23 protein-coding genes are annotated in these 23,594 nt (G+C 69.2%); 1 reads left to right on the forward strand and 22 read right to left on the reverse strand.

Going from position 1 to position 23,594, the window contains the following annotated elements; genetic code table 11:
* Both hisS and AMD30_RS02750 read right to left on the reverse strand, forming a co-directional pair.
* Positions 1 to 1,266: a histidine--tRNA ligase gene (gene hisS / locus AMD30_RS02745; RefSeq protein WP_014926620.1), complete on the reverse strand. Its 1,266-nt coding sequence runs from the start codon at positions 1,264 to 1,266 to the stop codon at positions 1 to 3.
* Positions 1,263 to 2,003, reverse strand: coding sequence for an MBL fold metallo-hydrolase (locus AMD30_RS02750; RefSeq protein WP_055474648.1), 741 nt, complete (start codon positions 2,001 to 2,003; stop codon positions 1,263 to 1,265). The genes hisS and AMD30_RS02750 overlap by 4 nt, the downstream gene beginning before the upstream one ends.
* A gap of 259 nt (positions 2,004 to 2,262) precedes the next feature.
* Here AMD30_RS02750 and AMD30_RS02755 point away from each other — a divergent pair, with 259 nt between their 5' ends.
* A complete protein-coding gene (locus AMD30_RS02755) occupies positions 2,263 to 3,183 on the forward strand; it encodes a peptidylprolyl isomerase (RefSeq protein WP_010840946.1) in 921 nt (306 codons plus the stop codon).
* Between the two features lie 317 nt (positions 3,184 to 3,500).
* On the opposite strand, the gene AMD30_RS02760 is transcribed toward AMD30_RS02755, so the two are convergent.
* The 20 genes from AMD30_RS02760 to pgsA all read right to left on the reverse strand — a co-directional run bounded on the left by AMD30_RS02760 (position 3,501) and on the right by pgsA (position 23,517).
* Positions 3,501 to 5,882, reverse strand: a complete 2,382-nt coding sequence (locus tag AMD30_RS02760; protein ID WP_055474649.1) for a RelA/SpoT family protein — start codon at positions 5,880 to 5,882, stop codon at positions 3,501 to 3,503.
* A gap of 108 nt (positions 5,883 to 5,990) precedes the next feature.
* Positions 5,991 to 6,566 (reverse strand): adenine phosphoribosyltransferase, encoded by a 576-nt coding sequence (locus tag AMD30_RS02765; protein WP_014926616.1) that lies wholly within the window; start codon positions 6,564 to 6,566, stop codon positions 5,991 to 5,993.
* A gap of 16 nt (positions 6,567 to 6,582) precedes the next feature.
* Positions 6,583 to 8,310: an ABC transporter substrate-binding protein gene (locus AMD30_RS02770; protein WP_055474650.1), complete on the reverse strand. Its 1,728-nt coding sequence runs from the start codon at positions 8,308 to 8,310 to the stop codon at positions 6,583 to 6,585.
* Positions 8,311 to 8,320: 10 nt separating this feature from the next.
* Positions 8,321 to 9,517: a protein translocase subunit SecF gene (gene secF, locus AMD30_RS02775; RefSeq protein ID WP_010840942.1), complete on the reverse strand. Its 1,197-nt coding sequence runs from the start codon at positions 9,515 to 9,517 to the stop codon at positions 8,321 to 8,323.
* Positions 9,514 to 11,142, reverse strand: coding sequence for a protein translocase subunit SecD (gene secD, locus AMD30_RS02780; protein ID WP_010840941.1), 1,629 nt, complete (start codon positions 11,140 to 11,142; stop codon positions 9,514 to 9,516). Before secD ends, secF begins: the two co-directional genes overlap by 4 nt.
* A 250-nt stretch (positions 11,143 to 11,392) precedes the next feature.
* Positions 11,393 to 11,773 carry a preprotein translocase subunit YajC gene (gene yajC / locus AMD30_RS02785; protein WP_010840940.1) on the reverse strand — a complete coding sequence of 127 codons (381 nt, stop codon included), beginning with the start codon at positions 11,771 to 11,773 and terminating at the stop codon, positions 11,393 to 11,395.
* A 148-nt stretch (positions 11,774 to 11,921) separates the two neighbouring features.
* Positions 11,922 to 13,010 (reverse strand): Holliday junction branch migration DNA helicase RuvB, encoded by a 1,089-nt coding sequence (gene ruvB, locus AMD30_RS02790; protein WP_014926612.1) that lies wholly within the window; start codon positions 13,008 to 13,010, stop codon positions 11,922 to 11,924.
* Entirely contained in the window at positions 13,011 to 13,604 is a 594-nt protein-coding gene (ruvA, locus tag AMD30_RS02795; protein ID WP_014926611.1) for a Holliday junction branch migration protein RuvA, read from the reverse strand.
* Entirely contained in the window at positions 13,601 to 14,170 is a 570-nt protein-coding gene (ruvC, locus tag AMD30_RS02800; RefSeq protein ID WP_010840937.1) for a crossover junction endodeoxyribonuclease RuvC, read from the reverse strand. Before ruvC ends, ruvA begins: the two co-directional genes overlap by 4 nt.
* 101 nt (positions 14,171 to 14,271) lie before the next feature.
* Positions 14,272 to 15,027 (reverse strand): YebC/PmpR family DNA-binding transcriptional regulator, encoded by a 756-nt coding sequence (locus tag AMD30_RS02805; RefSeq protein ID WP_010840936.1) that lies wholly within the window; start codon positions 15,025 to 15,027, stop codon positions 14,272 to 14,274.
* Between the two features lie 156 nt (positions 15,028 to 15,183).
* Complete coding sequence (pdxT, locus tag AMD30_RS02810; protein ID WP_055474651.1) at positions 15,184 to 15,804, reverse strand: pyridoxal 5'-phosphate synthase glutaminase subunit PdxT; 621 nt, start codon at positions 15,802 to 15,804, stop codon at positions 15,184 to 15,186.
* On the reverse strand, positions 15,801 to 16,655 hold the full coding sequence (locus AMD30_RS02815; RefSeq protein ID WP_014926609.1) for an acyl-CoA thioesterase: 855 nt from the start codon (positions 16,653 to 16,655) through the stop codon (positions 15,801 to 15,803). Before AMD30_RS02815 ends, pdxT begins: the two co-directional genes overlap by 4 nt.
* Positions 16,656 to 16,718: 63 nt before the next feature.
* Entirely contained in the window at positions 16,719 to 17,207 is a 489-nt protein-coding gene (locus AMD30_RS02820; protein WP_010840933.1) for a helix-turn-helix transcriptional regulator, read from the reverse strand.
* 172 nt (positions 17,208 to 17,379) lie between these two features.
* A complete protein-coding gene (locus AMD30_RS02825; protein WP_010840932.1) occupies positions 17,380 to 18,147 on the reverse strand; it encodes an FHA domain-containing protein in 768 nt (255 codons plus the stop codon).
* A gap of 11 nt (positions 18,148 to 18,158) precedes the next feature.
* Positions 18,159 to 19,025, reverse strand: coding sequence for a PP2C family protein-serine/threonine phosphatase (locus tag AMD30_RS02830; RefSeq protein WP_010840931.1), 867 nt, complete (start codon positions 19,023 to 19,025; stop codon positions 18,159 to 18,161).
* Between the two features lie 130 nt (positions 19,026 to 19,155).
* Entirely contained in the window at positions 19,156 to 20,067 is a 912-nt protein-coding gene (gene pdxS, locus AMD30_RS02835) for a pyridoxal 5'-phosphate synthase lyase subunit PdxS (protein WP_010840930.1), read from the reverse strand.
* A gap of 94 nt (positions 20,068 to 20,161) precedes the next feature.
* Entirely contained in the window at positions 20,162 to 20,707 is a 546-nt protein-coding gene (locus AMD30_RS02840; protein WP_055474652.1) for an NUDIX hydrolase, read from the reverse strand.
* A complete protein-coding gene (locus AMD30_RS02845) occupies positions 20,707 to 21,831 on the reverse strand; it encodes a glycosyltransferase family 4 protein (RefSeq protein ID WP_055474653.1) in 1,125 nt (374 codons plus the stop codon). The genes AMD30_RS02840 and AMD30_RS02845 overlap by 1 nt, the downstream gene beginning before the upstream one ends.
* Positions 21,832 to 21,877: 46 nt before the next feature.
* The gene (locus AMD30_RS02850; RefSeq protein ID WP_010840927.1) at positions 21,878 to 22,801 is read right to left on the reverse strand and encodes a phosphatidylinositol mannoside acyltransferase; all 924 of its coding nucleotides are present in this window, start codon (positions 22,799 to 22,801) and stop codon (positions 21,878 to 21,880) included.
* Positions 22,798 to 23,517, reverse strand: a complete 720-nt coding sequence (pgsA, locus tag AMD30_RS02855; RefSeq protein WP_055474654.1) for a phosphatidylinositol phosphate synthase — start codon at positions 23,515 to 23,517, stop codon at positions 22,798 to 22,800. Before pgsA ends, AMD30_RS02850 begins: the two co-directional genes overlap by 4 nt.
* Positions 23,518 to 23,594: the final 77 nt, after the last annotated feature.

Raw genomic sequence — 23,594 nt, forward strand, 5'->3', positions numbered from 1 at the left:
TCAGCCCAGGAGGCGACGGACCTCGGCGACCGCATCGTCGAGGGCCACCCGGTGCTGTTCGCCGTTGCCCAGGTCCTTGATCTCCAGCCGGCGCTCGGCCAGTTCGTTCTCCCCGAGCACCAGGGCCAGCCGCGCACCCGAGCGGTCGGCGGCCTTCATCGCACCCTTGAGGCCGCGATCGCCGTAGGCGAGGTCGACACTGATCCCGGCGGCGCGCAGAGTGCCTGCGACACCGACGAGTTCGGCCTTTGCCGCCGAGCCCAGCGGTACCCCGAAGACCTGGCAGCGCGCCGCCTCGGTACCCGCGACGCCCTCGGCCTCCAGCGCGAGCATGGTCCGGTCGACGCCGATCCCGAAGCCGATACCGGAGAGGTCCTGCTTGGCGCCGAGCTGTCGCATGAGACCGTCGTAGCGCCCGCCACCGCCGATGCCCGACTGCGCACCGAGCCCGTCGTGGACGAATTCGAAGGTGGTCTTCGTGTAGTAGTCCAGGCCGCGGACGAGGCGCGGATTGATCTCGTAGACGACGCCGAGCCGGTCGAGGTGGGCGAGGACGAGATCGAAGTGCGACTTCGCGTCGTCGGACAGGTAGTCGATGAGCAGCGGCGCACCCGCGGTGGCCGCCTTGATCTCCGGACGCTTGTCGTCGAGGACCCGCAGCGGGTTGATCTCGGCGCGCGCCCGGGTCGCCTCGTCGAGGTCGAGTCCGAACAGGAACTCCTGCAACGCCTCTCGATATCGCGGACGGCTCTCGTCGTCACCCAGCGAGGTGATCTCGAGCCGGAATCCCGTCAGACCGAGGCGCCGGTACCCCTCGTCGGCGATCGCGATGACCTCGGCGTCGAGCGCCGGGTCGTCGACGCCGATCGCCTCGACGCCCACCTGCTGAAGCTGACGGTAGCGACCGGTCTGCGGTTTCTCGTAGCGGAAGAACGGCCCGGCATAACAGACCTTCACCGGGAGCTGACCGCGGTCGAGGCCGTGCTGGATCACTGCCCGCACCACCCCCGCGGTGCCCTCCGGACGCAACGTCACCGACCGGTCGCCGCGGTCGGCGAAGGTGTACATCTCCTTGCTGACCACGTCGGTCGACTCGCCGACCCCACGCGCGAACAGCGCGGTGTCCTCGAACACCGGGAGTTCGATGTGCCCGTAGCCGGCGCGACGCGCCGCGTCGGTGAGCGTGTCCCGGACCCTCCGGAAGTCCGCCGAGTTCGGCGGGAAGTAGTCCGGGATGCCCCGGGGGGCCTGAAATGCTCCGCTCACAGTCCGTGTCGTCCCTTCGGTCGTGCGCTCTGGCTGTCGAGTCCGGCCAGGAAGGGATTGCTCGCGCTCTCCTGGCCGATCGTGGTCTGGGGTCCGTGCCCGGGCAGCACCAGTGTCTCAGCGGGCAGCGGCAACAGCTTCGCCGCTATCGAGTCGAGCAACTGCTGGTGGTTGCCACCGGGCAGGTCGGTCCGACCGATCGACCCGGCAAAGAGTACGTCACCGGAGAAGCACACCGGGACCACCGCGGGCGTGTCGGGTCCGGCCTGGTCGCGGGCCTCGCCCGGCACGTCGACCTCGACACCGAGCAGCACCGAGCCCTGCGTGTGTCCGGGCGCGAGGTCGACCGAGAACGAGATCCCGGCGAGCTCCACCGGTTCACCGTCGGAGAATTCGATGACCTTCTCCGGCTCGGTGAACACCTCGTCCCCGATCATCGCGCCCAGCGCGCGTCCGATGCCCAGGCCGGGATCGGCGAGCATGGGCCGGTCCGCGGCGTGGATGTAGGCCGGGATGGAGTACTCGTCGCACAGCTGCGTGGCGTTCCAGGTGTGGTCGAGGTGACCATGCGTGAGGAGGACGGCCACCGGGGTGAGGTCGTGTTCGGCCAGCAACTCCCGGACCCGGGGAGCCGCGTCCTGTCCCGGATCGATGATCACCGCATCTGATCCCGCCTCGGCGGCGACGATGTAGCAGTTCGTCTGGAACATCCCGGCGGGGAATCCGGTGATGAGCATGATGCTCCTCGGGTCGGCGCGGACAGGACGACGCACACACGTCGAGAGTCCATTGTTGCGTAGGCGGCATGGCTCGCCACCCGCCGCACCCTGTTCTCAGGTACAACTGGCACACTTGCCCCCGAGTAAGTGACATCCACGACGATGTCGGCACTGCCATGCCGACAGACCGTCGGCACTCCGTGCGGTGCAGCAGATCGGCACTCCGTGCGGGCAGCAGATCGGCACCTCGTGCCGGGATTCAGGAGGATTCACCCGCGTGTCCAGCAATGAGGAGCGCCGTGAGGCGGCGAAGCGGAAGCTCGAAGAACGCCTCGAGACCGAGCGCCTCGCCCGGCGCAAGCGGAAGATCGTGATCGCCTCGGTGTCGACCGCCGTCGTGGTGGCCGTGGTCGCGGGCGTGACGGCCGTCGTGGTGAAGAAGATCATGGACGACCGTGAGGCCGCACGCTGGACGACCTGCGCCTACGAGGACTCCCCGAGCCGCTTCGACCAGCTGCCCGATCAGGTGCCCGACACCGTCCCGGCTGATCAGCGCCCGCAGTATCAGGCCGAACTCGACGAGTTGAAAGCGGCCGCGAAGAACGAGCGGACCTCCCCCAAGCCCGACGAGCGGGTCCTCAAGTCGGGCACCGAGCAGGCCCTCTTCACCACCACCCAGGGCAACCTGCCGATCACACTCGAGCGCGACGGCGCGCCGTGCAACACCGCGGCGGTCACCTCGCTGATCGAGAACAAGTTCTACGACGACTCGACGTGCCACCGGATGACGACCAGCGACAAGCTGAAGATCCTGCAGTGCGGCGACCCCACCGGCACCGGCATGAGCGGGCCCGGCTGGACCAGTCCCGACGAGCCGCCGACCGACCTGCAGAAGGTCGGCCAGCCGGATCCGATGACCGGCTCGCAGCCCGTGATCTATCCCCGCGGGACGATCGCGATCGCCAACAGCAGCCAGGGCGGACAGAACCCGAACACCGGGTCGAGCCAGCTCTTCATCGTCATCAACGACAGCGAGCTCGGTCCCGACTACTCGATCGTCGGCAAGGTCGACGAGCCCGGACTCGCGGTGCTCGACAAGGTCTACGCCGGCGGCATCAACCCCGGCCCGGTCGGCAGTCAGCCCGGCGACGGCGAGCCCAAACTCCCCGTGACCATCGAGACCGCCACCATCGAGTAGTCGCCGAGCCTCTGATCCTGAGTTGCCGGTGGCAAACCCCTCTGCTCCCTGAGCAGTTGCCGCTGGCAAACCCCTCTGCTCCCTGAGAGTTGCCGCTGGCAAACCCCTTCGCTCCCTGAGAGTTGCCGCTGGCAAACCCCTCTGCTCCCTGAGGTGCGAGCGAAGCGAGCCACGAAGGGCATGGTGAGATGCCTCGCCAGGCCCTTCGAGGCTCGTCGCTATCGCTCCTCGCACCTCAGGGACCAGGGGTTATGAGGTTCTTTCGGATTGGGGAGCGGGGGTTTTGTTCTCCCGGTGCGGCCCGGTCCGCGCTGCGATCAGGCGGCCGAGGTGACCCGGTAGACGTCGTACACGCCTTCGACGTTGCGTACGACGTTGAGGACGTGGCCGAGGTGCTTGGGGTCGCCCATCTCGAAGGTGAACTTGCTGATGGCCACCCGGTCGCGGCTCGTCGTCACCGATGCGGACAGGATGTTGACGCGTTCGTCGGCGAGCACCTTGGTGACGTCCGACAGCAGGCGGTGACGGTCGAGGGCCTCCACCTGGATGGCCACCAGGAACACCGATTCCGGCGACGGGGCCCACGACACGTCGAGGATGCGTTCCTCTTGCTGCCGCAGCGATTCGGCGTTGGTGCAGTCGGTGCGGTGCACGCTGATGCCACCGCCGCGGGTCACGAACCCCAGGATGTCGTCGCCGGGCACCGGGGTGCAGCACTTGGCGAGCTTGATCACCACGTTGTCGATGCCGTCGACCATCACGCCCGCGTCGCCGCCCTGCCGCGACCGCGTCGGCATCGTCGACGGCGTCGACCGCTCGGCGATCGCCTCCTCGGCGTCCTCGATGCCGCCCAGTGAGGCGACCAGCCGGTTGACGACGTGGCGTGCGGAGACGTGGTTCTCGCCGACCGCGGTGTACAGGGCGGTCACGTCGGTGTAGCGCAGTTCGCGCGCGATCGCCGACATCGATTCCGCACTGAGGAGCCGCTGGAGCGGGAGTCCACCGCGGCGGACCTCCTTGGCGATCGCGTCCTTGCCGGCCTCGAGCGCTTCCTCACGGCGTTCCTTGGCGAACCACTGCCGGATCTTCGCCTTGGCGCGGGGCGAGACCACGAAGGTCTGCCAGTCCTTCGACGGGCCGGCGGTGGGCGCCTTGGAGGTGAACACCTCCACCACCTCGCCGTTCTCGAGCGTGCGTTCCAGCGCGACCAGTCGGCCGTTGACGCGCGCCCCGATACATCGGTGCCCGACCTCGGTGTGGACCGCGTAGGCGAAGTCCACCGGCGTCGACCCGGCGGGCAACGTGATGACGTCGCCCTTCGGCGTGAACACGAAGATCTCGCGCACGGCGAGGTCGTAGCGCAGGGACTCGAGGAACTCACCCGGATCGGCGGCCTCCCGCTGCCAGTCGAGCAGCTGACGCATCCACGCCATGTCGTCGATCTCGGCGGTGTCGGACTTCTTGCCCGACTTGCGGTAGCCGTTCTCCTTGTAGCGCCAGTGCGCGGCGATCCCGAACTCGGCCGTCCGGTGCATCTCGTGCGTGCGGATCTGCACCTCGAGGGGCTTGCCCTCGGGTCCGATCACGGTGGTGTGCAACGACATGTAGACACCGAACCGAGGCTGGGCGATGTAGTCCTTGAAGCGGCCCGCCATCGGCTGCCACAGGGAGTGCACGACGCCGACGGCGGCGTAGCAGTCGCGGTCCTCCTCGCAGAGGATGCGCATCCCCACCAAGTCGTGGATGTCGTCGAAGTCGCGGCCCTTGACGATCATCTTCTGATAGATCGACCAGTAGTGCTTGGGACGTCCTTCGACGGTCGCGTTGATGCGCGCGCCGGACAGCGCGTTGTTGATGTCGGCACGCACCCGGGCGAGGTAGGTGTCGCGGGACGGCGCGCGATCGGCCACGAGCCGGACGATCTCCTCGTAGCGCTTGGGGTGCAGGATCGCGAACGACAGATCCTCGAGTTCCCATTTGACCGTCGCCATACCGAGCCGATGCGCAAGCGGCGCAATGACTTCGAGGGTCTCGCGCGCCTTGCGGGCCTGCTTCTCCGGCGGCAGGAAGCGCATCGTGCGCATGTTGTGCAGGCGGTCGGCGACCTTGATGACCAGAACACGCGGATCGCGCGCCATCGCGATGATCATCTTGCGGATGGTCTCGGCCTCCGCGGCGCTGCCGAGCGCGACCTTGTCGAGCTTGGTCACGCCGTCGACGAGATGGGCGACCTCCGGCCCGAAGTCCGCCTCCAGTGCCGGCAGGGAGTAGCCGGTGTCCTCGACCGTGTCGTGCAGCAGCGCCGCGATGAGGGTCGTGGTGTCCATACCCAGATCGGCGAGGATCGTGGCGACCGCCAGCGGATGGGTGATGTAGGGGTCGCCGGACTTGCGCTTCTGGCCGCTGTGCCGTTCGTCGGCGACGTCGTAGGCGCGCTGCAGCAGCGCGACGTCGGCCTTCGGGTAGATCTCGCGGTGCAGGGTGACCAGGGGTTCGAGCACGGGGCGGACCTGGCTGCGGGTGGCGGTCATGCGGCGGGCGAGTCGTGCGCGCACCCGGCGCGAGGCCGACGAGGACGCACCGGGCTGGATGGAGCCCACCGCGCCCGATCCGCTCGCCCGGTCGGCGCTCTCGGTCGTCGTCCCGGCGGTCTCCGCGGGGGTCACGCCGCGCTGCGCCGTGTCGGATTCATCGGGCATCAGCGGTCCTCCTCACGGTTGTCTGCCGCCACACGGCGAGCCGTCCGGCCTGCCCGGGCGCGCTCAGTCGATTCTAGTCGCGCGCCGGCCGGCATCGTGTCGACGCCGTCAGTCCAGCGCGACCGCGTGGACGGGAACGTCCGGTCCGAGCCCGCGTGCGATCGTGTCCCGACCGCCGAGACCGGCGAGTTCCATGATCACCGCGACCCCGACGACGTGTGCGCCCGCCCGGTGCAGCAGTTCGGCCGCGGCGACCGCAGTTCCGCCGGTTGCGAGCACGTCGTCGACGAGCAGCACGCGGCGGCCGGACAGGTTCAGACCGTTCGCCGGGATCTCGAGCGTGGCCTGTCCGTACTCGAGGCTGTAGTCGATCGCGATGACCGGCGGCGGCAGTTTGCCTCCCTTGCGCACCGCGAGCACCCCGACCTCGAGTTCACGCGCCACCGCACCGCCCAGCAGGAACCCGCGCGCGTCGATACCGGCCACGAGATCGATCGACGTGCAGCCGTGGGTGAGCGCGGTGACGATCGTCGACAACCCTTCCGGGTCGGCGAGAACCGGCGTCAGATCCTTGAAAGCGATTCCGGGAGCAGGGAAGTCGTCGACGAGGCGGGCATGTTCGGCGATGGCCGCCCGTGCTCGCGAGACCGCTTCCGCCGTACGTTCGGGCACGACACCACCCATCGGTTCACTCCCCTGCTCAGCCACGGATCGTCCACCGATCCATGTTCCATCCGGTGCCGTCGCGGCCCATGCCGGCCACCACGTTGCCCACCCGATCCTTCCATTGCCGTACCCGCGGTGCCGCGAACAGGGGCACCGACGGCATCGTCGCCCAGGTCGCGTTCTCGATGGACCGGGCCAGACGCAGACGATCGGGCGCCGACACGGTCGTCGCGAGCTGGTCGACTCCCCGGCTCACCATCGGCTCCCGGATGCCGGACAGATTCAGCGGGTCGCCTCCGCGCAGGGCGTAGGCGTCGCGGCTGGGGTCGGCGGCCCCGGCCGCGGCGAACGACGCGCCACCGGCGACGATCAGGACGTCGGCGTCGCGCCCGAGCGCATCGGGACCGAGCTCCGGGGAAGAGACGTCGTCGACGACGAGGCCGGCGGCGCGGCAGGATGCCGCGATCGCGGCGGTCATCTGCTCCCATCGCGGGGTCGGTGCGACATAGCCGATGCGCACCGTCCGCGGCGCGACTCCGGACGCGGTCGTCTCACCGGTGGCCGGATCCACACCCGCGCCCTGACCGGTCGCAGACCGCACGAGTCCCCGCGCCCGTTCGATGTCGGGCCGCTGGTAGGCCTGACCGAACTCCGTGTTCATCTGCCCGGCGAGATTGTCCGCGGGTGAGAGCACACGGAGATTCCAGATCTGCGCACCCGCCCCGAAGTCGCGCGCGAGGTCGGCACGCGGCACACACGACGCGAACGCACGGCGCATCCGCACATCACCGAAGACGCCGCGACCGGCCAGGACGAGCTCCTCCACCCCGAGTGCCCGTGCGGGCGACGCCGGGCCGGCAGCACCCGCCGAGCCGGCCACATCGCCGTCGACGAGGCCCGCCGTCACGTCGACGACGTCGAACCGGCCCTCGGGGAGCCGGCGGGTCGCGTCGGTGCCGCGACCCCAGACGACGATGCGCGAGGTCTCGGGCTTGTCTCCCCACCAGGTCTCGTTGGGCACCAGGACCAGACCGCCCGATCGCGAGTACCGGTCGATGCGATAGGGCCCGGACGCCGGGTAGTGCGCGTGGTCGACCCGGCCGAACGTCAGATCGAAGCCGGTGTTCCACGCGTCTGCGATACGCCCGATGGCGGCCCGGTCCATGGCGCGGATCGGGTCGATGACGTCGGTGAGTCCCGCCACCCGGGCCACGACGTGTGCCGGCACCATCGCGCCGGCGCCGAAGAGCGAGAGCCAGTTCCGGTACTCACGTCCAGGCGCGAAGGTCACGGTCGCGCTCTTGTCGCCGGCCGCGCAGTCCACCGAGTCGATGTCCCGGTAGCCCGCGGTGGTCGCCGGGGTGAACCCGGGAAGGCGTCCACTCATCGCCGCCCAGGCCAGGAGGAGGTCGTCGCAGTCGAGGGCCACTCCGTCGGAGAAGGTCGCCTCGGGGTGGAACTCGTACCGCAGGGTCGGGACCCGGCCGGGCACCTGGGTGACCGTGCCGACGTCACGATCCGGGATGACCTGACCGGCCGGGCCCAGGAGACTGAAACCCGGCAGCAACCGGGTGGTCGCCATGAGCACGCCATCGGCGTTGCCGCCCACCGTGTTCGCGTTGTAGGTCGAGATCCGGGCGTCGACGACGTAGTCGATGGTCGGGGGTCCGTCGTCGCCGCACGCCGTCAGCAACCCGGCGACCGTGACGAGCCCGACGACGAGGCTCAGGATCCTGACGAACTCCCGGCTCCGACTGGTCACGTCGGTGAGACTAGCGGTTGCGGCGGCGTTTGCCGGTCGGGACCGCCCGGTCCGCGTCGTCGGTGTCGACGGTCTCGCCTCGACGGTGGGTCCGCACCGGTCGCGCGTCGCCGACCGGCACGCCGGCCTCGACCGCGGCGCGACGCCGAAGGACCTTCTCGGTGTGCCGGGCGACGTCGGGTCGACGTTCCTTCAGCGTCGCCAGGAGCGGCGCGGCGAGGAAGATCGACGAGTACGCGCCGACGATCACGCCGACCAGCTGGATGAGGCCGAGGTCCTTGAGCGTGCCCACCCCGAGCAGCCAGACCGCGATGATCATCAGCGCGATGATCGGCAACACCGAGATGACCGTGGTGTTGATCGACCGCATCAGGGTCTGGTTGACGCCGAGATTGGCTTGTTCGGCGTAGGTGCGCCGGGTGGTCTGCAGGACCGAGCGGGTGTTCTCGGAGATCTTGTCGAACACCACCACGGTGTCGTAGATCGAGAAGCCGAGGATCGTGAGCAGACCGATGACGGTCGCCGGCGTGACCTCCCAGCCGACCAGCGAGTAGATCCCGGCGGTCACGACCAGGTCGAAGAACAACGACCCCATCGCCGCGACGGACATCTCCCGGTCGAATCGCACCGCGATGTAGACGAAGACGATGACCAGGAACACGGCAAGCGCGATCAGCATCCGCTCGGTGATCTCATTGCCCCAGGTCGAGCTCACATCCGAGATGCTCACCTCGGCGGGTGCGAGCTCCGGCCCGAACTCGTCGGCGAGCGCGCGGGTCACCGACTCCGCCTCGGCGAGGTCGAGTGTCTCGGTGCGCACCTGGATCGTCTGGCTGCCACCGGCGCCCGCGGTCTGCACCGACTCGGGCGCCTCACCCAGGGCTGCGGTGACGACTTCTTCCACGGATTCGGCGGTGATCTCCGAGGAGACGACCGGCACCGACATCTGGGTACCGCCCTCGAAGTCGATGCCGAGGGTGAACCCGCGGATACCGATCGAGGCCAGGCAGATCAACAGGATCGCCGCGGTCACGCCGTACCACATCCGGCGGCGTCCGACGATCTCGAAAGCACCCGTACCGGTGTAGAGCCGGGACAGGAACGACCGGTCGCGGTCGGCGACGAAGTCGGCGTCCGCGCCGGCCTGCGCCTTGTCGGCGTCGAGGACGGCCGAGTCGCCGGCTGCCTTGTTGTCCGGCCCGGTCATCGCACCGTCCCCTTCTCCCGAGTGGCGTCCGTGGTGTCATCGGCGTCGGCCGTCGCGGCGGCGGACCCGGCGGCGGGACTCGCACCCGATTGCCGGTGCGCGGCCACGCGACGCTGGCGGGCGACCTCGCTGATCGCCCCGAGTCCGTTGACGCTCGGCTTCGACAGGAACGTCGAACGGCTCGCGTAGACGACCAGCGGATGGGTGACCAGGAACACGACCATGACGTCGAGGATCGTGGTCAGACCCAGGGTGAACGCGAATCCGCGGACCTCGCCGATCGCCAGGATGTAGATGACGGCGGCGGCGATGAAGCTCACCGCGTTACCGGACCAGATGGTGCGACGCGCGCTCGCCCAGCCGCGGGGCACCGCGGACCGGAAGCTGCGACCCTCGCGCATCTCGTCCTTTATTCGTTCGAAGTAGACGACGAACGAGTCGGCGGTCATACCGATACCGATGATCAGACCCGCGATACCGGCCAGGTCGAGCGTGAACCCGATCCAGCGGCCGAGCAGGACGATGATGCCGTAGACCATCGCTCCCGCGAGGACCAGTGACAGCACTGTCAGGATGCCGAGCATGCGGTAGTAGGCAAGCGCATAGATGAACACCGCGATCAGGCCGACCAGTCCGGCGATCAGACCGGCCTGCAGCGAGGCGAGACCCAGGGTCGCCGAGATCGTCTCGGCGTCGGAGGCGGTGAACGACAACGGCAGCGAACCGTACTTCAGCACGTTCGCGAGCTCGTTCGACGACGACTCGGTGAACGGGCTGGCGCTGCCGCCGCTGATCCGGGTCTGACCGCCCGGGATCGGCTCGTTGATCGCCGGCGCCGACACGACGCGCGAGTCGAGGGTGAACGCGGTCTGGGTCCGGTTGGGCGCCTGCTCGGCGGTGTACCGGGGCCAGAAGCTCGCGGCCTCGCCCTCGAACTCCAGGGTCACCACCCATTCGCCGGTCTGCGGGTCGGTTCCGGCGTTCGCGTTCTTGATGTCGCGACCGTCGATGATCTCCGGGCCGAGAAGGTAGACCTCCGAGCCGTCGGTCGAGCAGGCCACCAGGTACTGGTCGGGGCGGTCGTTGCCCAGCAGCGGATCGTTGGCCGTCGGCGAACAGTCCATCTTCGCCATCTGCTGCTGAAGCGCCTCGAGCTGCTGCGGGCTCGCGTTCGCGGGGGCCTGACGCAGTTTGCGCTGCTCGTCGATCGCGGCTGCCGCGGCCTCGGTCGGCAGGGCGTCCGCTTGATCGTCGGCGCCTTCGGGCTTCGGCGGTTGCGGGGTCGCCATGACGGGCTGCCCGACCACCGGCCGGACATACAGGCGCGCCGTCTGGCCCAGGGAGCGGGCTTGAGCGCCGTCCTGGCCCGGGACCGTGATGATCAGGTTGTCACCGCTGACGACGACCTCGGAACCGGAGACACCGAGTCCGTTCACACGCTGTTCGATGATCTGCTTGGCCTGGTCGAGCTGCTCTCGGGTCGGAGCCTTACCGTCTTCGGTCCGCGCGGTCAGGGTGACGCGCGTACCGCCCTGCAGGTCGATACCGAGCTTCGGTTCGATGGTCTGTGGGCCGGTGAAGAAGATCAGTCCGTAGACGACCGCGAGCAGGCCGATGAAGGCCACGAGCGGGCGCCACGGCGGGATCTCTCGAGCCGGTCGCGACCGCTTCCCTGCAGTCCGGCCCTTCCCCGAAGTCCGAGAGGGAGTTGTCACAGCTGTTCAGGTCTCCTTGAGAGCGTCAACCGGCCGACAGGCATCTCGACCGGCACGGCCACCATCGGCCCGGTGTCCGGGACACACCAGAGGAGGTCCAGGGCGGCCGCGCGGGCAGGTGGGCGCGCCGCGTCGTGAACCGACGCGGCGCGGATTCGGCTTACTTGTCGGTGTCGCGTGCGTCGTCGGTGGCAGGCTTGTCCAGGCTGACCGAGTCGACGTCGTAGTCGTCGGAGTCGATCTCCGGTGCGACATGGCCCGCATAGGTGGCGGCGGCTTCGTCGGTGGGGACGACACGCATGACGGCCAGCCGGTTCCAGCGGGTGACCACACCGGTCGCGATCTCGACGTCGACGACGTCGGGCGAGCTCGCGTCGATCACGGTGCCGAAGAGCCCGGAGGTCAGCTGGACGCGGGTGCCCGTGGACACCGAGTTCTGCATCTCCTGCATCTCGGCCACACGCTTCTTCTGCTTCCGCATCGACAGGAACATGAAGCCGGCGAGCAGGGCGAGCAGGAGCGGGAAGAGCAGAGCGTCCATGAGTGCGAGTCAATCCTTCGGGTATCGGGATGTACGGCGTGAGCGAGCGGCCTGTCCGGACGGATCCGGGCAGCATCAGCTCAGCTGTGCTCCACACAGTGTGCCACGTCTTGCGGGGAGGTCATCCCCGCAGGTGGTGCCGGTGGGGTCAGAGGTCGTCGAACAACGTCTCCGCGGCGACGTCGCGCGGACGCACCCCGAAGGTGGCGTTCATCGCACCTGCCGGCGGGGTGAGACCGAGGTGATGCCAGGCGGCTGCCGTGGCCACCCGCCCGCGTGGCGTCCGGGCGATCATGCCCGCACGCACCAGGAACGGCTCGCAGACCTCCTCGACGGTCGCCGGCTCCTCGCCGACCGCCACGGCCAGCGTCGACACACCGACCGGACCGCCGCCGAAGGCGCGGATCAGGGCGTCCAGCACGGCCCGGTCGAGTCGGTCGAACCCCAGCTCGTCGACGTCGTAGACCGCGAGGGCCGCGCGGGCGACCTCCACGGTGATCGAACCGTCGCCGCGCACCTCGGCGTAGTCCCGAACCCGACGCAGCAGCCGGTTCGCGATGCGGGGGGTGCCGCGTGAGCGGCGGGCGATCTCGCCGGAGGCGTCGTCGCGCAGTTCGATGCCGAGGATCGCCGCCGCCCGGCGCAACACCCGGACCAGTTCCTCCGGCTCGTAGAACTCCATGTGCGCGGTGAAACCGAAGCGGTCGCGCAGCGGACCGGTCAGCGACCCCGACCGCGTCGTCGCACCGACCAGGGTGAACGGCGCGACATCCAGCGGGATCGAGGTGGCACCCGGGCCCTTGCCGACCACGACGTCGACCCGGAAATCCTCCATCGCCAGGTAGAGCATCTCCTCGGCCGGCCGCGCGATGCGGTGGATCTCGTCGATGAACAGCACATCGCCCTCGACGAGATTGGAGAGCATGGCCGCGAGATCGCCGGCTCGCTCGAGTGCCGGGCCCGAGGTCACGCGGATCGCGGCGCCCATCTCCGAGGCGATGATCATGGCCAGCGACGTCTTGCCGAGCCCGGGCGGACCCGACAGCAGGATGTGATCGGGGGTCCCGCCGCGACCCTTGGCTCCCTGGAGCACGAGTTCGAGTTGCTCGCAGACGCGCGGCTGGCCGACGAATTCGGCGAGCGATCGGGGCCGCAGTCCGGCGTCGAGGTCACCGTCGGACCGCACCGGCATCGCGCTCACGTCGCGATCGTCGACGTAGTCCGGGTCCTCGGTCATCTAGGACGCCTTTCCCAGCAGCGACAACGAGTGCCGGAGCGCCGTCGACGCGTCGGCATCGGGGTGTTCGGCGAGTACCGCGGTGACCGCCTTCTCGGCGGGGCCGGGCGTGAACCCGAGGCCGACGAGGGCCTCGGCCACCTGATCGCGGATGCCGCCGACGACCGTGACACCGCCCGACGGCTCGCCGGTGGGCCGGTCGACCTTGTCCCGCAGTTCGACGCAGAGCCGTTCGGCCACCCGCTTGCCGATACCCGGAACCGAGGTGAGGGCCTTGGTGTCGGACTCGGCGAGCGCGCGGCGCAGCGCATCGGGCTCGAGGACCGCGAGGGTGGCCATCGCCAGTCGCGGACCGACGCCGGTCACCGTCTGCAGGAGCGCGAAGAGGGAACGGGCGTCGGGTTCGGTGAAGCCGTAGAGCGTCATCGAGTCCTCGCGGACGATCATCGAGGTCAGCAGCGTCGCCTCGTCGCCCCGGTGGAGCCGGGACAGTGTCGCGGGTGTGGCCAGCACGCGATAACCCACTCCTCCGCAGTCGATCACGGCGTGGTCGAGGGCGATCTCGAGCACCGGTCCGCGGACTGACGCGATCATGCGCGACTCCCCTCTCGTGCTTGGGCCACCCGCGCGCGGTGACGGGCCGCGGCCGCGTCGGCCTGCTTCTGCGCGGCGGCCATCCGTTCCATCATCGGTCCGCGCCAGCAGTGACAGATCGCGAGCGCCAGCGCGTCCGCGGCGTCGGCAGGACGCGGTTTGGTCTGCATGCCGAGAATCCGGGTGACCATCGCGGTGACCTGCGCCTTGTCGGCGCGCCCGCTGCCGGTCACCGCCGCCTTCACCTCCGACGGGGTGTGGAATCGGACCGGGACATCACGTTGCGACGCCGCGAGCGCGATGACGCCGCCGGCCTGCGCGGTCCCCATCGCGGTGGACACCTGGTTCTGCGCGAAGACCCGTTCGATGGCCACCACATCCGGCTGGTGGACGTCGAGCCAGTGACACGCGGAGGTGTAGATCGCGAGCAGCCGCTCGGCGAGTTCCATGTCGCTCGGGGTTCGCACCACGTCGACGTCGAGGGCGGTCACCGTTCGGCCCCGACCCGACTCGACCAGCGCGATACCGCACCGGGTCAGACCCGGATCGACGCCCATGACGCGCACTCGTACCCTCCCAGGCATCGTGTTCTGCGAACAGTTGTTCGAGATCTTATCCGGGAGGACGGACAAGTCCGGTGATCAACACACCGCGCGGGGTCTCGGCGTCAGTCGTTCTCGAGTTCGGCGAGGACCTCGTCGCTGATGTCGACGTTGCTGTAGACGTTCTGGACGTCGTCGGAGTCCTCGAGCGCGTCGATCAGCTTGAACACCTTGCGGGCACCGTCGGCGTCCACCGCCACCTCGACCGACGCGCGGAAGCTCGCCTCGGCGGAGTCGTAGTCGATCCCGGCCTCTTGGAGGGCGCTGCGGACGGCGATGAGATCGCTTGGCTCGCTGACGATCTCGAAGGAATCACCGAGATCGGTGACCTCTTCGGCGCCCGCGTCGAGCACCGCCATCAGCACGTCGTCCTCGCTCTGCCCGTTCTTCTCCAGCGTCACCACTCCCTTGCGGGTGAACAGGTAGGACACCGAGCCGGGATCGGCCATGTTGCCGCCGTTGCGCGTCATCGCGGTCCGGACCTCGCCCGCCGCGCGGTTGCGGTTGTCGGTGAGGCACTCGATGAGGACGGCCACCCCGTTGGGGCCATAGCCCTCGTACATGATGGTCTGCCAGTCCGCGCCGCCGGCCTCTTCACCGCCGCCGCGCTTGCGCGCGCGCTCGATGTTGTCGTTGGGGACCGACGACTTCTTCGCCTTCTGGATGGCGTCGAACAGCGTGGGGTTGCCCGCCGGGTCGCCGCCGCCGGTCCGTGCCGCCACCTCGATGTTCTTGATGAGCTTGGCGAACATCTTGCCGCGCTTGGCGTCGATGGCCGCCTTCTTGTGCTTGGTGGTGGCCCATTTGGAGTGGCCGCTCATGTCCGTCGATTCCTTTCCCGGCGCCGGCACGTGCGGCGGGCCGCGGCCCGCATCCGGCGCATTCCTGGCTCTACTCGGTCGCCCTGTCGGTTGGGCGCCCTGGTGGATTGTTCCCGGCGTGCCGGGCTCGTGGTCTACCGCTGGTTCGGCACGATCTTACCGACGCACCATCTCCACGAAGTATTCATGTACGCGCCGGTCGCCGGTCACCTCTGGGTGAAACGACGTCGCGAGCACGTTCCCCTGGCGGACCGCGACGATGCGTCCGGCCGCCGGGCCGTCGGGAACGCGCGCCAGCACCTCGACCTCGGGGGCGATCGTCTCGACCCAGGGCGCACGGATGAACACCGCGCGCATGGGCGCGGCGCCGTCGGTGTCGGTGATGCCGGTGAACTCGAGGTCGGTCTCGAAGCTCTCCACCTGGCGACCGAATGCGTTGCGCCGCACCGTCACATCGAGGGCATCGAGATGGCGTGCGTCGGGCCGCGTGTCGAGGATCGTGGACGCGAGCATGATCATGCCGGCGCACGACCCGTAGGCCGGCAGTCCGTCGGACAGCTTTTCCGCCAGCGGGTCGAAGAGATCGAAGATGCCGAGCAGCTTGCTCATCGTCGTCGACTCACCGCCGGGGATGATGATCCCGTCGATCTCGTCGAGTTCGGCCGGTCGTCGGACGGCCACGGCGTCGGCGCCGGCCGCCTCTAATGCGAAGACGTGTTCGCGCACGTCGCCCTGCAGGGCGAGGACCCCGATACGCGGTCGGCTCGGCCCGCTCACCGATCGGTCCGCGCGTGCTGGTCGGCAGGCATCGCGCGGCCGGTGCGGGCCAGCCCCTCCTGGGTGACCGCGGCGACGAGTCTGCCCCGGATGTCGAAGATCCGTCCCTGGGTCAGCGCTCGGCCCGACCCCGCCGACGGCGACGTCTGGTCGTAGAGCAGCCAGTCGTCGGCGCGGAACGGCCGCATGAACCACATCGCGTGGTCGAGCGAGGCGACCTGCGGGTTGGACTCCGGGTGCGGCACCCGCGAAGACCCGAGGAGGGTCATGTCACTCATGTAGGCGAGGGTGCCGACGTGGAAGACGGTGTCGTCGGGCAGCCGGTGGCGGTAGCGGAACCACACCCGTTGCTGCGCAGCGAAATACGATGACGTGACCATCTTCTCCCGCGGCACGATGCGCAGGTCGAAGTTGGCCCACTCCTTGAACACCGCGCGTTCCTCCGCGCCCAGTTCGTCCAGGCGGTCGTTCAATTCGTCCGGTTGCGGCGCGGGAGGCATGCGGTCCTGATGCTCGTAACCCTCGTCGGTGCGGACGTGGAACGACGCGGACATGGTGAAGATCGCCTCACCGTTCTGGACGCCGGTCACCCGCCGGGTGACGAACGAGCGCCCGTCCCGGATCCGGTCGACGAGGAACACCGCCGGGCGGTCCGGGTCACCGGGACGCAGAAAGTAGCCGTGCAGGGAATGGACGTCGAACTCCTCGGACACCGTTCGGGTCGCCGACATCAGCGACTGTCCGGCGACCTGTCCGCCGAAGGTCCGCCGGAGATGGCTCGGGAACGCACCGCCGCGGTAGATGTCGGTCTCGATCTGCTCGACCTGGAGTATGTCCTCGATGGCTGCCACGCAGACCAGTATCGCGCACGACCCCGGTGGGGACTCCCCTGCCCACCGAAGCGCCGGCGACGATCAGAGCTCGTCGAGCGTCATGATCCCGTCCTGGATGGCCCGGGCCACCAGCGACGCCTTCGTCGGGGCCGGACGGCCGATCTCGGCGTACTTCGCACGGATGCGGGTGAGGTGGGTGTTGACCGTGCCGAGGGAGATGTAGAGCTCCTGTGCCACAGCGGGTTTGGAATCGACCAGCATCCAGGTGCGCAGGACCTCGACCTCGCGCGAGGTGAGATTGGGCTTGGCCCGATCGACCGATGACGCTGCCACCTCGGGGATCTCGGCGGCGGGCACGGTGACCGCCCGGTGCAGGTGGGGATGTCCCGGACGATGTCCGAGTGCCAGCGGCTGACCAGCGCGCGACGGCTGGATCTGGTGGCCGGGCAACGGCATCCGGCGGGCTGCGAGACGCGCCAGTGCTTCCTTCCGGCGCGCGATGGCCTCCGCATCGCGACGAGCGCTGACCGAGCGCAGGTGCTGGGGGGCCTGGTGGGCGATCGCAGTCATGTGTGCTTCCTCTTCACTCATTGTCTTCCGGTGGTCACCCGGGTTGTCCCGGCGATGAGATGAAGATTATGAGCTTTCGCCCGGGTGGTCGATGGGGAGAACTCCCCTACCCGTGGGGAGAACTACCCACCACGAAACCGCAGGTCAGACGGGCAGTGATGAGACACCGGACTCAGCCGGCGGCGTTGCGTGCCGCCTCGGCGTCGATGAGCGGGAGATCCTCGCGGGTGACGATGCGCGACGACACCGCGTACTCCACGAGTTTGGTCCGGCGGTTGCTGGCGAGTTTGCCACCCCCGCCGCGCATTCCGCTCACCCCGAGTTGATCGAGTTTGTCGCAGACGTTGTCGAGCTTGCGATTGAACTTGGTGAGCGGCCACCCCAGCCGGCGGGCCGCCTGCGCCGACGACGGGATGGCACTCGCGCCGGTCCCCTCGCGTCGCAGGATCTCCTCGGCCAGCACGATGATCAGCAGCTTCTGACTCTCGGTGAGGGTCGGCACCCCCTGCGTGGTGTGTCCCCCGCTGTATTCCGGACGCGTCACCGACTTCACCTGGGGGGCGCGGGCGAACAGGCTCAGCTCGTAGGTGGTGGGGCCGGCGGTGAAGACGATGGTCGTCTCACCGAAGACCAGCGGCATCCGCGCACCGGGGCCCAGCGTCGCCGAGAACCCGACGTCGCCCGCCGACACGCTCGCCGACAGATGCGTACCCAGGTTGGTGAGCCACCACAGCCCGTTCTCGTTGTGGATCACCAGGAATCGCCGATGCAGGTAGGGATTGTCGTCGATCGACAGATCTGCCTCACGCCCGATGAAGAACCGGCGGTCGGCGTCGAGGGCGATGCGCTCGCCGCAGTACTCGACGTAGGTCGCCCCGGCATCGAGCGCGGCGTCGCCCGGTTCTGCGGGGGTCGCGGCTCGGTCCTGCCCCGTGGTCATCAGCTCTCCGATCAGCTCGGGTCGGGGGCCGGTGCCTGTCCGGCGGCCTCTCCCGGCGCCGAATCGTCGAGCGCGGGCATCGTCAGGGTCGGTACCGACTCGTGGACGGTCACCACGATCACGGTGACGTTGTCGTGTGCGCCGAGTGCCAGCGCGGCGTCGACGAGTCGCTCGGCCGCCTGCTGGGAGTCGGCCGCGTTGCGCAGGATGTCACCGATCTCCTCGTCGGGCAGCTCTCCGGTCAGGCCGTCGGTGCACAGCAGCAGCACGTCGCCGGGGAAGGCCGGCGTGCTCGAGTAGTCAGCCACCGGATCGACCATGCCCGCACCCAGCGCACGGGTGATCACGTTGCGGCGCGGGTCGGTTCGGGCCTGCTCGGGAGTGAGGAAGCCGGCGTCGATGAATTCCTGCACCTGCGAGTGGTCGGTGGTGAGCTGGTTGAGCGACCCGTTCTGGAAGCGGTAGGTCCGCGAGTCGCCGATGTTGAGCACCAGCCAGTGGGGGCTCTGCTCGTGGGTGACGAGCACGATGCCGGTCGCGGTGGTGCCCGCGCGGCGCTCGGTCTCGGTGTCGATCTCCCCGATGCGGCGCTGGGCGGCGAGCAGCAGGTCGTCGAGTTGCAGCTGGGTTGCCTTGAGGTCACCGGCGCTGGTGGCCTCCGACAGCGTGAGCAGTGCCGCCTCGCTGGCCAGTTCACCGCTGTCGTGTCCGCCCATGCCGTCGGCGAGCAGGTACATCCCCGGCAGCGCGAGAGCCGCGTCCTCGTTGGTCTCCCGGACTCGCCCCACGTTGCACGCGGCCGACCACTCGAGCCGCAATTCACCCACGATGTGTGTGCCCGAGACCGAGGCGTCTCGAACGATGGTCGCCGCATCCATGATCAGCAGATACTACCGCCGCGGAGCCCCTGACCCGCTACGCATGTCGACTGTTCGGTCTCGGCGTGTTGGGCGGGGGCGCCGCGGCGGACGGCGGTCCGTCTGACCACCTACGATCTGGTCGCGATCCTCACCAGCCGCGCTCGGCGAGGCGGTGCGGCTGCGGGATGTCGTCGACGTTGATGCCGACCATCGCCTCGCCCAGACCGCGCGAGACCTTCGCGAGCACATCGGGGTCGTCGTGGAAGGTGGTGGCCTGCACGATCGCCGCGGCGCGCTGTGCGGGGTTGCCCGACTTGAAGATCCCCGATCCCACGAACACGCCCTCGGCGCCCAGCTGCATCATCATCGCGGCGTCGGCCGGGGTGGCGATCCCGCCTGCGGTGAACAGCGTGACCGGCAGCTTGCCGGCCTCGGCCACCTCGACGACGAGGTCGTAGGGCGCCTGCAACTCCTTTGCCGCGACGTACAACTCGTCTTTCGGCAAAGACGTCAGCCGGCGGATCTCGTCGCGGATCTTGCGCATGTGCGTGGTCGCGTTGGACACGTCGCCGGTGCCGGCCTCACCCTTCGAGCGGATCATCGCCGCACCCTCGGTGATCCGGCGCAGGGCCTCACCGAGATTGGTCGCACCGCACACGAACGGCACGGTGAAGGCCCACTTGTCGATGTGGTTGCTGTAGTCGGCCGGCGTCAGGACCTCGGACTCGTCGACGTAGTCCACACCCAGGCTCTGCAGGATCTGCGCCTCGACGAAGTGACCGATGCGGGCCTTGGCCATCACCGGGATGGACACCGCGGCGATGATGCCGTCGATCATGTCCGGATCGCTCATCCTGGACACGCCGCCCTGGGCGCGGATGTCGGCGGGCACCCGCTCGAGCGCCATGACCGCGACCGCACCGGCGTCTTCGGCGATCTTCGCCTGCTCGGGGGTCACGACGTCCATGATCACGCCGCCCTTGAGCATCTCTGCCATGCCGCGCTTGACCCGGGCCGTGCCCTGGCCGACCTCGGGGACGGTCGCGCCGTTGTGACTCACTGAAGATCTCCTCGTGTCGCAGTCTCGACCTGCCGCGATCGCAGCGGCGGTACCCCACCAGTCTAGGTGAGGGGCCGATCGCCCCTGACGAGGGTCAGTCCGCCTGGCCTGGGGTGACGCGCTCGATGATCTCGAAGTACTCCGGGGGCGTCGCGTGTCCGCCGAGCCGCAACCACCGGACGGGCCGGCGTTGCGCGAGAGCCCGGGTGTCGCGCACGGCGTCGTTGTAGAAACGACGCGCCATCATCACCCGCGTCTCGGCGTCGGCGAGTTCGACGACGAGCGCTGCGGATCGGCGATTCGGGTCGGTCCGCGCCAGTGCGGCCGACACGGCGTTCTCGGCGTGCTCACGCTCCGACGGTGCAGCACGCTCGGCCAGGTCGGCCAGGAGCGCCAGTTCCCGCGCCTGCGCGGCGACGTCGTCGCCCGCGGACCTGCGGTATCCCGCGTTCCCCTCGCCCGCGATCATCTCGGCGGACACCGCACGCACGACCACCGCGCGCCGGTCGAGGCTGGATTCGAGCGCCTGGCGGGCGAGGTCGACCCGCACGTTGAGGCGGTCGAGTCGATTCGCCGTGTGGTAGGCCCAGCCGATCACGAGCAGCACGGCCACGACGCCGAGAACGATCCAGGTGGCCATCAGTCCGACACCACGACGGGACCGGCGCCCACGGTGACGGTGTCGTAGACCCGGAGGATCTGATCGGCCACCCGCGACCAGTCGTACCTGTCGGCGCGCACCCGCCCGGCGGCGACGAGATCCTCACGTGCCTCCGGATCGGCGAGGAGCTCGACCAGACCGGCGGCGAGCTGGTCCGGAGAGCCCGTCTCGACCAGATGTCCCGCCCGGCCGTCGTCGAGAACCCGGCGGAAGGCGTTCAGTGAGCTGGCGATCACCGCCGCCCCGGCCGCCATCGCCTCGACCAGGACGATGCCGAAGCTCTCGCCGCCCAGATTGGGGGCGCAGTAGACGTCGGCGGAGGCCAGCGCCCGCGCCTTGGTCGCGTCGTCGACCTGTCCGAGGAACACGAGGTGCTCGGCGAGCGCCCCCGCCCGTCGGCGCAACGCTGCCTGGTTGCCGCCGCCGACGACGAGGACTCGCACGTAGGGGAACTTCGCCACGACCGAGGGCAGCGCGCGCATCAGCACGTCGATGCCCTTGCGTGGTTCGTCGAAGCGACCGAGGAACAGGATCGTCCCTCCGGGGTGCGGATAACCGTCGAGGGGCTCCGCGTCGGCGAAGGACGAGACGTTGATGCCGTTCGGGATCTCGACGGCATCCGAGCCCAGCGACTCCATCTGCCACCGGCGCGCGAGCTCGGACACGGCGATCTTGCCCGCGATCCGCTCGTGGTAGGGCCGCAGGATCCCCTGGAAAGCGCTCAGCCACAACGACTTCGAGGTGGCTGTGTGGAACGTGGTGACAATGGGTCCCGACGCCACCATCAGCGACAGCATCGAGATGCTCGGCGAGTTCGGTTCGTGGACGTGCAGGACGTCGAAGCCGTTCTCGGCGATCCAGCGGCGCATTCGCAGGTAGCCCTTCGGGCTGAAGTTCACCCGGGAGACCGACCCGTTGTACGGGAGCGCCAGCGCCGGCCCGGCCCGGACGACGTACTCCGGGAGTTCGGTGTCGCGGGCGGCCGGGGCGAGCACACTCACCTCGTGACCACGGTCGAGGAAGACGTCGGCGAGTTCGGTGACATGGGCCTGGACCCCGCCGGGCACATCGAAGGAGTAGGGGCAGATCATCCCGATTCGCATGGCACTCCCCTGGTCGTCGTTCCCCAATCCCGATCGTCCCCGCCGGTCACGGTGGCGGTCCGTCCTGCTCCACACGACCACGCTGCCGGTCGGTCCAGTCCGCTTCCCAGAGCGGCTGCAGCATGTGCCAGTCCGCGGGGTGTGCGGCGATGTTGACCGCGAACGCGTCGGCGAGCGCCTGCGTGGCGGACTCGATGCCGCCGGAGGTGTCGATCGGCTCGCCGCAGCTCATCCGGGAGTAGGGCGCCTCCTCGAACCAGTGATGGGCCGGCAGCAGCGCTGCGCCGGTCTCGATCGCCAGCCGCGCCGACCCGGCAGGCATCCTGGTTCGCCCGCCGAAGAAGGTGACCGGCACCCCGTGCCGGGCGATGTCACGCTCGCCGAGCAGGCACACGATGCCGCCGGCGCGCAGCCGATCGGCCAGGCGTCCGAAGGGAGGCTGCTCGCCACCGCTCAACGGGAAGATCTCAAAACCGAGCGACTCCCGGTAGGCGACGAACTGGTCGAACAGCGACTCCGGCTTGAGTCGTTCGGCGACGGTCGCGAACCTGCCGTAGTGATGGACCAGCCACACACCGGCCATGTCCCAGTTGCCCGTGTGCGGCAGGGCCAGGACCACACCCTTGCCGCGGGCCACGGCAGCATCGAGCCGAGCCCGGTCCGGCGCCGGGAGCGTGACGGTCGACGTGACGGTCGCGCGATCCTGTGCCGGCAGCCGGAAAGCCTCGCACCAGTAGCGCGCGTACGAGCGCATCGCGTCGGCGACGAGGTCGTCGGGCACCTGCGCGGGTTCGACGCCGAGGACACGGGCGAGATTGCGCCGCAACTGATCCGGACCGCCGCGACGGCGTCCCGCATAGGCTCCGGCACGGTCGAAGACAGCCCGCGCCGCCCGCTCTGGTGCCCATCGGACCGCGGCCCAGCCCGCCCGGTACCCGAGGTCGGCCGCCAGCGCGCCGAAATCGGTCATCGTTGTCCCGCAGGTGGGTTCTGTCCGCCCGAGCCGGCCGGCGGGTCGGAGCCCCCGAGGTCGGTACCGGTCTCGGCGGTGTCCCCGGGTTTCGGGGTGATCGGGATGAGGTCGCGCGCACCCGGCGACTGGGCGATCGACCACATGCGCTGTCCGACGGTGATCACGCTGGCGATCGCGAGAAACCACATCGCGACATGTACGGCCCACCACAACCCGAGACCGGTGAGCCCGGTGCCGACGAGCACGATGATCAGCCGGTCGGGCCGTTCGATGAGACCGCCGTCGCCGTAGAGGCCACTGGCCTCCGCGCGGGCCTTGGCGTAGGAGATGACCTGCGAGGTCACCAGACAGATCAGGGTCGCGACGAGCAGCAGGTGATGGGGTTCGGTGACCGCGCACCACCACGCCAGCCCCGCGAAGATGGCACCGTCGGCGACGCGGTCACAGGTCGCGTCCAGCACCGCGCCGAATCGCGTACCGCCGCCCCGGGCACGCGCCATCGCACCGTCGAGCATGTCGAACATCACGAACAGCCAGATGACCAGCGTGCCCACGAACAGATGGCCCATCGGGAACAGAGTGAGCGCGGCCGCCACGCCCGCGAGCGTGCCGATCACCGTCACCGAGTCCGGCGTGAGTCCGGTCCGCAGGAGCGCCCGACCCATCGGGAGGGTCACCTTCGAGACCGACGCCCGACCCAGAATGCTCAGCATCGCGGAGTTCCTCCCCCATCTCGCCGTGCGCCGCACCCCGACGCTTCCCGGTCATCCATCGTCTGACATCGCCTCAC

Source organism: Gordonia sp. HS-NH1, assembly GCF_001418765.1.
Taxonomy (GTDB): domain Bacteria; phylum Actinomycetota; class Actinomycetes; order Mycobacteriales; family Mycobacteriaceae; genus Gordonia.